General features: G+C 36.8%; 9 protein-coding genes. 2 read left to right on the top strand and 7 right to left on the bottom strand.

Features of this window, described 5'->3' with window-relative positions; genetic code table 11:
- Positions 1 to 36 precede the first annotated feature (36 nt).
- Positions 37 to 888, top strand: coding sequence for a helix-turn-helix domain-containing protein (locus ACQ76T_RS03295; RefSeq protein WP_431341921.1), 852 nt, complete (start codon positions 37 to 39; stop codon positions 886 to 888).
- Between the two features lie 371 nt (positions 889 to 1259).
- Here ACQ76T_RS03295 and ACQ76T_RS03290 read toward each other — a convergent pair whose 3' ends face one another.
- The 7 genes from ACQ76T_RS03290 to ACQ76T_RS03260 all read right to left on the bottom strand — a co-directional run bounded on the left by ACQ76T_RS03290 (position 1260) and on the right by ACQ76T_RS03260 (position 11801).
- Positions 1260 to 4745: a glycosyltransferase family 117 protein gene (locus tag ACQ76T_RS03290; RefSeq protein WP_431341920.1), complete on the bottom strand. Its 3486-nt coding sequence runs from the start codon at positions 4743 to 4745 to the stop codon at positions 1260 to 1262.
- A gap of 235 nt (positions 4746 to 4980) precedes the next feature.
- Complete coding sequence (locus ACQ76T_RS03285) at positions 4981 to 5769, bottom strand: SDR family oxidoreductase (protein ID WP_431341919.1); 789 nt, start codon at positions 5767 to 5769, stop codon at positions 4981 to 4983.
- Positions 5770 to 5924: 155 nt separating this feature from the next.
- Complete coding sequence (locus tag ACQ76T_RS03280) at positions 5925 to 6518, bottom strand: TlpA family protein disulfide reductase (RefSeq protein WP_431341918.1); 594 nt, start codon at positions 6516 to 6518, stop codon at positions 5925 to 5927.
- A 163-nt stretch (positions 6519 to 6681) separates the two neighbouring features.
- On the bottom strand, positions 6682 to 8430 hold the full coding sequence (locus tag ACQ76T_RS03275; RefSeq protein WP_431341917.1) for an ABC transporter ATP-binding protein: 1749 nt from the start codon (positions 8428 to 8430) through the stop codon (positions 6682 to 6684).
- 2 nt (positions 8431 to 8432) lie between these two features.
- Positions 8433 to 9170, bottom strand: a complete 738-nt coding sequence (locus tag ACQ76T_RS03270) for a DUF6796 family protein (protein WP_431341916.1) — start codon at positions 9168 to 9170, stop codon at positions 8433 to 8435.
- Positions 9171 to 9199: 29 nt separating this feature from the next.
- Positions 9200 to 10018, bottom strand: a complete 819-nt coding sequence (locus tag ACQ76T_RS03265) for a siderophore-interacting protein (protein WP_431341915.1) — start codon at positions 10016 to 10018, stop codon at positions 9200 to 9202.
- A 28-nt stretch (positions 10019 to 10046) separates the two neighbouring features.
- Positions 10047 to 11801 (bottom strand): ABC transporter ATP-binding protein, encoded by a 1755-nt coding sequence (locus ACQ76T_RS03260; protein ID WP_431341914.1) that lies wholly within the window; start codon positions 11799 to 11801, stop codon positions 10047 to 10049.
- 139 nt (positions 11802 to 11940) lie between these two features.
- Here ACQ76T_RS03260 and ACQ76T_RS03255 point away from each other — a divergent pair, with 139 nt between their 5' ends.
- Positions 11941 to 12924 (top strand): helix-turn-helix transcriptional regulator, encoded by a 984-nt coding sequence (locus tag ACQ76T_RS03255; protein ID WP_431341913.1) that lies wholly within the window; start codon positions 11941 to 11943, stop codon positions 12922 to 12924.
- Positions 12925 to 13397: the final 473 nt, after the last annotated feature.

Genomic DNA, 13397 nt, shown 5'->3' with positions numbered 1-13397 from the left:
GTCAAGTTTTACATGATTCCGGCCAAATGATTATATTTGCTTATTCATAATGATTTTAGAACGACAATGGGACTCATCGCAACACTTCCACATATAGATGAACACGACAGAAGTGTGTTTGTAATGCACGAAAAGTCTGAGAAACTGATTCCTTTTCATAATCATACTAAAGGACAACTGAGCTATATAGAAGGGGGAATTGCCTATATTACAATTGATAACCGAACCTATGTGGTTCCCGCCCGGCACTTCTTCTGGATTCCACAGGGAATGGAACATATTCTGGAAATTGGGCATACGGCTACCGTTCTGCATTCTCTGTATTTTTATGCTTATGATGATGATTCTGATCCTTTCTATGGAAGGTTGGGAATTTATCCTGCGTCAGAACTCTTAATTCAAATGATTCGATATACTGAAATTTGGGACGAAAAACACGTTACCGAAAAAGATGAAAATTTTGAGTTTCTGATTGCTTTAAAAAAAATTCTTCCCAAAACCCACAAACAGCCTTTACCTATTATTCTTCCAGCAACGCATAATAAGCAGATGCAAAGGATAACTTCTTATCTTGAATGGAATATTGGAGAGAAGCATACTCTCGCCAATGTAAGTGCCAGATTCGGACTGAGTGAGCGTTCTATGTCCCGTTTATTCAAATCTGATATGGACATTTCTTTTCTTCAATATCTGAAAACATTAAGAATCATCAAAGCGATAGAACTACTTTTGAATACTGATAAACCCATTAATGAAATAGCGGATGATGTGGGATACAGTTCTATCAGTGCATTCAGTGATACGTTTCATGAGTTTACGCAATCGCGGCCTTCGGATTTAAGAAAAAGCAGCAAGACTTCAAGAAGTTCTGGGATGTCGAAAAGTTAAATGCTGATTGGATTTTATTTTTACCGCATATAACACGGATTTTCGCAGATAATTGGGTGTAAACTAAGCTCTGTTTTAGTGGATGGAATTATAAGTCATATGGGTAAAATTGAGGAGGGTGATTGGTTATTTTTTTTCACCACAGATGACACAGATTTTCGCAGATGATTGCGTATATATTGAAGTGTGTGATGGCTACTGTTGGTAAGCATAGTAATTACTAACTGAAAGGAAAAAGAGAAGCGGAAAATTTTTGTTAGATCTAACAAAAATTTTCCGCTTCGTATTTGTTTATGAGAAGATATTTTTATTCTAAACTCAGGTTGCAATTGATTTGAAATTACATCTTTTTCTCATCACTTATGTATTCTTTATTGTGTTGCTTTCATCAGTGTTGAAGTAATCTGACTCTCTTTTTTTGTTGAATAGGTAGAATCGAAAGGTTCCATTACGTTGAATAAATATTGATAAAACGGAGCAATCTGCTGAACTTTTTCAGATTCTTTCATCGCTTTTTCTTTATTCATCTGTTGAAGGCCTTTTATAAAAGTGTTGAATTTTTTATCAATTGGTTCCACTGATTGTAATACGTAAGCACGGGCTTTTTCATTCTGGCCTATTGTTTTATAAGCTTCTGTAACTGCGGAAACTACAAGTGCATATTCCATAGGTTTGGAACGCATCTGTTTTCTGGATGCAGCCTGAAATTTAGGGGAAAGGCTACGGTAGTAATCATACTCTTCAAAAATTCCTTTTTTAAGGGTTTCTGCCAGTTTTAAACCTTTCTGTTCCTGTCCGGCAACAATATATCCTGTAACTATTGAGCTTAGTGAACGGGGATCATTATATTTTTCTACAGGAATTTCTCTGGCCGCAAGATCCAGAAGTTCCAGGGCTTTTGCTTTCTGACCACTCAGGATCAATGCTGAAACGGCTCTGCTTACAGACATTCGGTAACCCAAAATATTAGAAGTAGCAGTTTCGTCATAATAAATACTAAGATCTTTGAAGTTCCCCCATCTGAAATTTTTCACTACCTGGTACAGCGAGTTGGCATCTACCCTTCCTTTATCTCCATCCTGAAGTTGAGGAGTATAAATAGGAACCAATCTGTAGCTAAAACCATCAAACTGTAAATAATCATCAAGATAGAATATATTTTCGCTATCATACATTCCTCCTGAAGAAAAATTAATAGGACGTTTCCAGTCAAAGTTAGCCAGCATATCAAGCATCATCAGATTGCTTTTGTATAAGGTATTGGCTTCATATTTAATTGTTATCTGATCTACAGCATTCGGAAGGTCGTTTGGATTAATAATTCCCGACTGTACAGCATTTTGCTTATTCACTGGAAGGATAAATTTGTGTACCGGGATGATGTTGTATTTTTCATATTCCTTTTCACCGAAATACATCTTCAAAAGTTCATCTTTTGCCGGAGATTTTACTTTCAGGAATTGAATGGCTTCTTTCATCGTCATCGAATCCTCTGTCAAATATTTTCTAAATTCCTGAAACTCGGTTTCCGGAGCTCCCTGTTCTTTAAGCATTCCAAATAAACCCTCCCAGTCTTCTTTTTTCATCAGATAAACCTGGTCATTTACTCCATCACGGTATTCATCATGGGTTAATTCTCCAGGAATTCCTTTTGCGTTGTAGGTTCTTCTTTTTACCTGATCAATATTCCAAGGAGTCGCTAAAAGAGTAAAATTTACTGTTTTCACGTCATCCCTGAACCTTTCCGTTTCCTGAATTGCCCAAACCGGAAACGTATCATTATCACCGTATATAAAGATAATGTCATCTTTGGGCAAAGGCTTGAGAAATGAATAAGCATAGTCACGGGCCGCTGTTTTCTTACTTCTGTCATGGGAAGTATAATTCTGAAAGCCCATCATAAAAGGGATTCCTAATAATATCAATCCAAAAACAACGTTCACTATGTTGGATTTTATTTTAGACTGAAGGAACCAGAGAACAGCCCCGGCTCCCAAACCGATCCAAACGGCAAAGGCATAGAATGATCCTACCATTGCATAATCTCTTTCTCTTACTTCAAACGGTTTCACTCCTGTATAAAAAACAATTCCCATACTGGTAATGATGAAAAGTGAAAGAAGAGCATAGAATCTTCCAAAATCTCTGTTCAACTGAAAAAAGAAACCGATAAGTCCTAAAATAAGAGGTAAAAAGAAGAATTTGACGGTACTTTCATTTTTAAATTTGGCAGGCATATGATCCTGATTTCCCAATAAAGCATTGTCTATAAAAGAGAATCCTGAAATCCAGTTTCCTTGGGTATTTTCCAGATGCCCCTGAAGATCATTCTGTCTTCCGACAAAGTTCCACATCAGGTATCTTACAAAGTAATATCCGTTCTGGAAGGAGATAAAATAATCCATATTCTGGGCCAATGAAGGACGCTGAACTTTGATCAGGTCATAAGGTTTTACCTTAAGATAATCTGAGGCTGTAATAGAATCATTTTCGTATTTGGCTTTCAGTTCTTCGAAGATTTGTTTGGCTTGAGGATTGTCTGCCACATCTTCATTATCATCATTAAATGTAAAGTCGGGAGCACCATACAAGGCAATATAATTAGCCATTACATCATCATCACTGCTGAACATTCTTGGCATGAAGCTTATATGAGATTTATTAAAAACGTAATTGAAACGTTCTCCTGTTTTTCTATAAGTTCCCGTTTTTTCGTCTTTTTCGTAAATATCTCCTGTTATCTGTCTTTTATAACTGCCGTCTTCATTTTTTTCGATTCCATTTTTATCAAGAAAAGCGGTGTAATTCTGTCCGTAAATAGTTGGCCAGTCTCCATATTGTTCTCTATTGTAGTAATCTTTCATCCCGATGGCGGTATCCGGATCGTTGAGATTCATGGGAGGATTAGCATTGGCTCTTATCGGAATCACCAGCCAGCAGGAAAACCCGATAATCATATAAACAAGGGATAAAACAGCGGTCTGGTATAATTTTCTTTTTGTTTTTCTGGTATATTGAATTAAAAGATAGCTGATTACGGTCATGAGAATAAATGCAGCAATGGTTCCGGAATGAAATGGAAATCCTAATCCATTAACAAAGAAAATCTCCAGCTTCCCAAACAAAGTCATAATAAGAGGGAAAATGATTTTAAAAACAAATGAAAGAATTGCCAGTGTGATGAGGTTCGCATAGATAAAGGATTTCCATGAAAATGTATAATTTCGGGCATAATACATCAGACATATTGCCGGAATAGCAAGCATACACATCATATGTACTCCCACAGAAAGTCCTATGATAAAGAAGATAAGAATAATCCATCTCTCACTGTCTGCTGCTTTATACTCATTCTCCCATTTGGTAACCAGCCACATCAATAATGCAATAAACATGGAAGCCATAGAATATACTTCTCCCTCTACAGCTGAAAACCAAAATGTATCTGAAAATGTAAAGCACAAAGCCCCGATGACTCCTGCAAAAAGGATAGAAAATTCCTGATGTTTTATTAAGTCATTGAAATCTTTCTTTACAAGACGTCTTAAAAAATGAGTAATGGTCCAGAATAGAAACAAAATAGTAAATGCACTGAACAGCGCAGACATCGCATTGATGACGATAGAATAATTCTCAGCATTCCCTAATGCAAAAATGCTTGCCACTGCACCCATAATCTGAAACAAAGCAGCTCCGGGAGCGTGTGTCACTTCGAGTTTTACTGCTGAGGATATATATTCCCCGCAGTCCCAAAAACTCAGAGAATGCTCTATGGTTGAAAGATAAGTAATAAGTGCAATAGCGAAAAGGAACCATCCCAATGCGGTGTTCCGTTTTTTAAAAGACCAATTTTTCATATAATATTTTCCAATACTTTATAAGACAATTGAAAGAAATGTTTTATTACATGAAAATTGAATATTTCGTGTATTTAAATTAAAAAACCTTCAGATGATTCACCTGAAAGCTTACATTTATGCAAAAAAGATAATTTACACTTATTTATTATAATTAGGGCAATTCAACTCTATATGAAAATTTTAGCTTCTGCATACAGTGATCTTTTTAATCGTTTTGTTGAATGATATCTTCTTAGTAAGTATTATTGAGTCCTCCATCCAAAGGAATACTTGTTCCGGTAAGATAAGATGCATAATCTGAAGCCAAAAAAGCGACGAGATGGCCATATTCCTCTGTTTTTCCTAATCTTTTCATCGGAATTTTATTTTCTCTGGCTTTTTTTATTTCTTCCTGCGAAGCTCCGGTTTGTTGGGATTCATGGCGGATAAGGTTTTGAATTCTTTCGGTATCAAAATACCCTGTTAAAACATTATTCACAGTAATATTATGCTGCGCAATTTCATTGGAAAGAGTCTTTGCCCAGGCAATTACTGCGGAGCGGATCGAGTTGGAAAGTGCCAAATTTCCGATCGGTTCCTTTACTGAGAGGGAGGAAACGTTGATAATACGACCTGTGCCCTGTTTGATCATATTGGGTAAGGCGAGCAATGTGGTTTCACAAACTGTTTTAAATAACAAATCAAATGCTTTCTGGTAATCATCAACACTTTTGTCGAGTGCCAGACCAGGTTCCGGTCCGTTGGTATTATTGACCAAAATATCTACAGCGTTCCTTTGGAAATATTCTGTAATAATTTTTCTATAGTTTTCAAAATCTGAAAAATCGGCTACCAGATATTGATGTTTCTGTTCTGTATTGATTATGGGTAATGACGAAACGATATCTTTCAATTTGGATTCATTGCGGGCCATCACTGTAACATTGGCTCCACATTTTGCCAGTTCTAAAGCTATTCCTGCCCCAATACCCTGTGTGGCTGCTCCCACTAAAGCATTTTTTGAAAAAAGTTGAATATTCATAGGATTGTAGTGATTGTTATTTGGTATACTAAAGGTACGAAAAAAGTGATATTTCGTTTTTACAAAATTTATAGCTTAAGTATTTAAAAATCTTTTGTGACTTTTGTGGTCAAGTTTAATCATTGATCGTAAAAAAATTTTTCCTCATCAGACCTTTATTTCAATAATTCATCAATCTGTTCATAGAAAGAATTTTTACTGTAATCTGCTATTCCTGTATGGTGAAGACGAATTTCTCCTTTTTTGTCAAGAACAACGGTAGTAGGCAATGAACCCTCATAGAGAGCATTGGGAATAGGACCTGCCGGAATGATAAATGGGACTGTAAACTCTTTTTCCTTTAAGTAACTTTTACCAAGTTGGGTATTATCATCCATATTAACGGTAAGAAATACCATATCCGGGTTTGTTTTATATTTTTCATAGAGTTTCTGAACAGAAGGAAATTCTGCTCTACAGGGAGGACACCATGATGCCCAGAAGTTGATAAAAACCACTTTATTTTGTAAAGAAGCAGCATCAATAATGGTTCCGTCTTCTTTTCTCAATGTAAATCCTGCATATGATACAGAAGCGTCTTTACTGGTTTCTTTTTTTGCATCCGATATCCTTGAGTTGAGGATTCCGGTAGAAGCAATCTGCCTCATCAGCCATGCTTTGGCATCCGGATTTACGAGTAATATAATGAAGAGAAGGGCTAAAATTGCTGTAGACCAGTTTTTCATCAACCATACTTTCAGTTTTTCCATATTCTTTTTTCTGGTAATTCTTTATAGCAATATAGGGCTTATATTCGGATCAGGCATATTATTGAAGAGGCTTCTTTATAAAAAAAGCCTTTAAATCCTAGGATTTAAAGGCCGCCTCTGCATGGTGTTTTATCTTACCGAGAAAAAAAACACATCTCCATCTTTAGCATACATCAAGAATTTCATTTGTGTACTTTACCTTCCATCCGTTTGACTGTTTTTGGATATCCCACATCTTGCGGTATATTCCGTTTTTTTCTAAAAGTTCTGTATGATTTCCTTTTTCTGAAATTTCACCTTCATTCAAAACCAGAATCTGATTGGCGTTTTGGATGGTAGATAGCTTATGAGCAATAACCACAACGGTTTTGGATCTTACTAATTCCTGTATAGCGCGTTGAATATAGATTTCATTTTCAGGATCCAGACTGGCTGTAGCTTCGTCCAGTAATACAATGGGAGCATCTTTCAGTAAAGCTCTCGCAATGCTTATTCTTTGTTTTTGACCTCCGGACAGCTTGCTTCCTCCCTCTCCTACTTTGGTATGAATACCTTCCGGTAAATCGTTGATAAATTCAAGACATTGCGCTTTTTCCAAAACCTTTTCTATTTCATGATCTTCAGCTTCGGGGTTTCCTATTTTAACATTATTATAGATCGTATCATCAAAAAGATAAACCTCCTGAAATACTTCGCTGATCTGCTTATAAAAAACATCCTGATTGATATTTCTGATATCTATACCTCCAATGGTGATACTTCCTTCATTCACATCCCAAAATCTGGCAATTAAAGAAGCAATAGTTGTTTTCCCTGAACCTGAATGTCCTACCAAAGCAAGCATGGAGTTTTCAGGAACGGTAAAATTGATATTCTGCAGAGTCATTTTATCCTGATATCCAAAGCTTACATTACGGAAACATATCTCGTAATTCTGAGGAATTTCATTTTTTTCGGTTTCCATGGTAGGTTCTTCTAACACTCCGATGATGCGGCTCAGACTTTCGTTCATATATCGAAGAACCAGATAGTCTACCATCACAACTTTCAACGGATTATAGAGGTTATACCCCATGATGAGAAAAGTTATGAGCACCGGAACTGTGATGGACTGATGGAGAAGAAAATACAATCCAAGCGCGACCATACTTATAAAACCAATCTCAAATACAATTCCTGCTGTTACAATAAACGGCCCTGGAATGGCTTCCATCTGAATGCTTTTACGACGAAGATCATCAAAAGAATCTTCAAGACCTTTATGTCTCTGCCCAGTTAATCCATAAGATTTCAAATGACGGATTCCCTGTACATATTCTAAAAATTTTGCTCCAACTGTATTTCTGGCCGCAATTTGTTTTTTCCCTAAACTGCTTACAAAATAATTCGCAATCCTTAAAAAGGGATAGATTAATGGTAACGCCAACAATAGGCAAAGAGCCAGCCTCCAGTCATACACGAACAGAAATACAGATAATAAAGCTGTTCCAAATGCTGCTGAAGCAAGATTTCCGATACTGTGTCCGAATATCCCTTCAAAATTGGCAACATCCTGCAAAACAATGGATGCAATCTCTCCCGGATCTCTCTGCTTAAAGAACCCCAAAGAAAACTTCTGAATATGATTCCCCAGTTTAATGCGCAGTTTTGTGGAAAGATCATAAACCAAAATATTCGATTGCACCATAGAACGGGATGCCACAAAAAATTGAATAAGCAGCATCACAGCCATCAAGGCCACTACCGTCCAAACTCTTGTCAGATCCGGCTGTTTTGAGAAAAGCTCCCACACAACCACCAGCAAAATTCCTGAAGGAGCCGCGATAAACATACTGTGTATCACTTCCGTGAAAGCTACTTTTCGGGTGTCTTTCGGGTTAAAAGAAGTGACATATTTTAAATTTTTTATCATGATCAAACTTTTTTAGAAGTTCTATGTTCTGCCAATAATTTTCTTCTGAACAGGAACAGCAGTGAGCTGAAAAATACCAAATACGCAATATTGAATATCGCACCGCCAACCCATCCTGAATAAGGTAATGGCAGCATGCTTTTAACAGGAATAATAAGCAATGTCAACACAAATGGAGTCAGCAAAGCCATCCATCTTGGAAGAAGTGTTTTGTTTAAAAGAATACACACGGCGAAAGAAATCCAACCGACTGCCAAAACTCCAATGGCTGCTCCCCAGGCAATATTCAGCATTTTCATAAATCCTCTTCCTGTTTCTAAAAGATAAGGATGGGAAGCGGGATCTGTATGATAAACTGCTTTATAAATTTCCCCAACATAAAAGAATCCCGCATGACCTAGCGGAGACAGAACTGCACCAGCCAAAAGAACCCAGTACACCAATATAGCATACCATTTCTGATTATCTTTAAAAAACTGATATACCAGCCAGCTTGCCGGAATAAGCAATGGACCTGTAAGAGCGCCAATTAACGCACCAAACATCAGTCGGGCCGTTGAACCTTCTAACATTAATGTAGCAAATTCAATATTGACCTGCTCTGCATAGGTTTTTGAAAACAACGGGTATTCAGCGGGGTTGGGGTCAAATCCTGCCACAAAAATATCCCCGATAAGCCAGCAAATGGATACAACAATTGCTGCAGCAAAAGCCCAGTTTATTTTATTTGAATAATTCATAAATTTTTCTGTAGATAAACAACTCAATATTAAACATTAGCACTTGCATTTTCTTCGTGTCTTTCTGTTGCCGATTTATCTTCGGCCACTCCGGATTTCCAATAGGAATAGGCATAAAGTTCTTCCTGTTTCCATTGTTTTTCTTTTCTGAGATATCTACGGATTTCTTTAACAGAGGAAAATTCTGCAGCTACATAACCAGAGCGAGAACCTTCAGGCAGTACCTGCTCTTTTACTACTTCTGCCAGTTTACTGCCCTGCTGAGGGTGCTCATTATGAATCCATATAAACTGAATATCAGCATTGGTTTGCAGATTCTGCTCATCCTCTTTGCCATAAACCTCAATAATACATATTCCCTTAGCTTCTGTGGGAAGATCTTCAAGAATTGCAGCCAAAACCGGAATTCCTGTGGCATCTGCAGCCAAAAAATAATGACCGGCTTTGCCATAGAGTTCTGTTTTTCCATCTTTCATCAATACCCCCAACAAATCGCCGGGTTTGGACTCAATAGCCCACGCTGAAGCTGGACCTTCATCTCCATGAGCTACAAAATCGATCCATATTTCATTCCTTTCGAGATCAATTCCCCGATGGGTATAAGTTCTTATGCTGGGACGGGTTTCTTTAGGCTGAGGTTTCCACTGCATTGTATCATAATCAAATTCAGGAAAATGAATCTGATTCACTCCTTTTGGTGGAATAAGTATTTTATTGTTCACCCCTATCGTGGTATTCTCTATTAATGGAACCTGTTCTCCCGTTAAGAAAATCCTTATATAATGTGGTGTGATGTATTCTTTTCTGCTTACTGTAAATTCTGCCTGTATTGCTTTAAAATTTCTCATAGTACTTTTATTAAGGGTATTTTTTCTTTTACATTACAAATTCTTTCGCTCTGATGTGGGCGTTCCACATTCTCTGATATATTTTGCTTTCTTCGAGAAGATCTTCATGCTTTCCTTCCGAAATAAGCTTTCCTTTGTCAAAAACCAGAATGGCATCTGCATCGGTAATGGTGCTAAGCCTATGGGCGATTATCAATACAGTTTTATCTTTAATCAAACGACTGAAAGCCTGCTGGATTTTGTATTCGTTTTCGGGATCTGCAAAAGCCGTAGCTTCGTCCAGAATAAGGATTGGAGCATTTTTAAGGATTGCTCTGGCCAGCTGAAATCTTTGCTGCTCTCCACCACTCAAATGGACTCCCGACTGTCCAAATAGGGTTTCGTAGCCATAAGGAAGAGATAAGATCAAATCATGAATTTGTGCCGCTTTAGCCGCTTCTATTACTTCTTCATAGGTTTTATCCATTCCCATTTTTATATTTTCAAACATGGTCTGCTGAAACATAAAACTGTCCTGAAATACAAAGGAAACCATCTTCATCAGCTGTTGCTGGGGATAATCTTTAATGTTAATCCCTCCAATTTTTATATTCCCTTTACTGGTATCCCAGAAGCGGGCTAAAAGCTGTCCTACTGTACTTTTACCTGCTCCTGAAGGACCTACCAGTGCTGTAATGGATTTCTCTTTAATCATAAAATCTACATTTTCCAATACAAGATTATTCTCATCATAGGCAAAGCTCACTTCTTCAAAGACAATACTTAGATCTTTGGCCTGATGATTTTCATGGTTTTCTTTTAAGTTTTCGTGATACAAAAGGTTATCTATCTGCTCTACTCCACGGTTGATTACCGAGATTTGTATTCCCATATTACTGAGTACAAAAAGTGGTTTAATATATCCGGTTCCCAAGATCAGGAAAAGCAATAGGGTTGACAGTGTAACTCCATTTTTAAAGTATAAATACAACCCAAGAGCCAGTACAGGAAGCATTGCATTACTGATAAAGCTCATAAATACAGCAAATGCCGGAGTGCTGGATTTTACCCAATCATTAACAAAGCCGTTAAACTGTTTCACCGTATTTCCATATTTGTCAAAGGTTTCTGCAGACTGACCGAAGATCTTCATCACTGGCATAGCCCGTACATATTCTACAATTCCGGAATTCATATCTTCTAACGACTGATGATAGTTTTTCATTAGGGCTTTTGATTTTTTGCCTCCAAACATAATCGGAATCCAAACTCCCAAAATGATTAAAGGAACAAAGCTGATGGCCGCCAGTCTCCAATCCTGTGAAAAGAGAAAAATAATAGTAACCACAGGCAAAGCCACACCTTTTACAAAATCCGGAATCTGGTGAGCAATGAAGTTTTCTATTCTCTCAACATCATCAGACAGAATTTTTTTCAGTGCTCCTGAGTTTCTGTTGTTGAGATATCCCATAGGAAGTTTTCCTACTTTATCGACAATGAATCTTCTTAATTCAAACAAAACATTATACGCTGCGATATGTGATAAAATTCCGGACAGAAAGAATACCGACATACTGACTACAGCTGCAACAACTGCATAGATGATATATTCACGAGCCAGCCTAAAATCTACATTTTCCTTGGTCAGTTCACGGATAATATAAAATACAAGTATATAAGGAACCAAACTCAAAAATGCATGAATAACGGCTAGCAAACCGGACAGAAACAACAATATCTTTCTTCTTCCTGCTATTTCCAGCAACCTTGCGATACCGTTCTTTCTTTTCTTAGATTCTTTCATGAAAAACAGACTTAGTTATTAAGAATGATTCTAAATAATCATTACCTTTGTGCAAAAGTAGAGTGTACAGCCAAGAGTTTGGGTATGCAGAACGGAATAAAAAGTCCGCAAAAAGGAAAATCTAACCAAAGGAAAGACAATGACATTACGCTTATATGACGAAAGTATCGGAAAAATGCTCATGGAGCGAAATTATCCTGATACCTATTACGTAAAAGACGGAGATATCCAGGAGTGTATTATACAGCTGGAACCTCCTTATGGTAATGGGTTTTACCATGAAATATGTTTCGAAAACGTACATATCAGTTTTGGGAATATTGCATTGGATCATAAAATTCAGCTGTATTTTGAAAGTGATTTTGATACAGTGGAAATGCATTTTGCCTTAAAAGGAAAAAGCGCCGCCAATTCTGAAAATTTTGGAAAAACAGTACAGTTTGACAGCTATCAGCACAATATTATCTATGCTCATCAAATGCAGGGAAAGATGGATTTTTATGGTCCGGATCTTCATATACTGGAAATTAATCTGGCTCCTTCTTTCTTCAAAAAATTCCTGCCGGATTATTCGGGCCTCTTTGAAACATTCAGAAATGCTATTGAAAAACAGCGGTCATCGCTCATTAATCCTCATCACAGCCGCATCAGCCTGGAAATGTATCAGATTCTGAATGATCTTATGAACTGTGACAGAAAAGGCATTTTCAAAAGAATCTACCTTGAAGCTAAAGTAAGTGAACTTCTCCTTTTACAGATGGAGCAAATTCTTCAAAATGATTCTGCAACCTCCACGCTGCCCAAAAAAGATGAAGAAAAAATCTATGCCGTAAGAGATTATATCGCCAATAATCTGGATGCCAACTGTTCTCTCAATGACCTGGCTCATCAGGTAGGCACGAACGAATTTACTTTAAAGAAAGGCTTTAAAGAGCTTTTCGGTACCACCGTTTTTGGTTTCTGGAATGATACTAAAATGGAACTTGCAAAAAAAATGCTCCTAGACAGCGATATGAATATCAGTGAAATTTCAGATATGATCGGATATAAGAATCCAAGGCACTTTTCCGCAGCTTTCAAAAAGAAATACAATATATTGCCGAGCAAAGTGGGAAGCAGATGATTGTAATTTTTTAGCGGGTGAAAGTATAACGGGTTGTATTTAAAATAATTTTCTGTACAATATTTCAGACGCTTCTGAGTTCTAATAATAATCAAAAATCAGAAGAAGAAACTGGTGTATGACTGCTTATTTACCTCTAAATTTGCGGTTTTGCCTTAAAAAAATAACCATGAAAAATCACAAAATCACTACAATTTTCAACTCTTTTTGTTCACAATTGATCTTCCTTCAGCCGTCTATTATTCAATTTCATGATTAAAAACCTCTGTTTTTTCTGTGTATTTGAAATAAAATTCTTCCTAGTAATTAAAATAATTTATTTAATCCCCATAATAAAGACATACAGATGAATTAAATAATATCCCAAGCATAATATTATTTTTTCCGCAACAATTATGTTTTATTATTATTTCACATACATTGGAAAAACAGTATAATAGCTTCTATTTTTGATGGATTTCTTTCATAATTAA

The organism is Chryseobacterium sp. JK1 (assembly GCF_050632815.1).
Taxonomy (GTDB): Bacteria; Bacteroidota; Bacteroidia; order Flavobacteriales; family Weeksellaceae; genus Chryseobacterium.
This window is presented reverse-complemented; position numbering and strand designations above follow the sequence as displayed.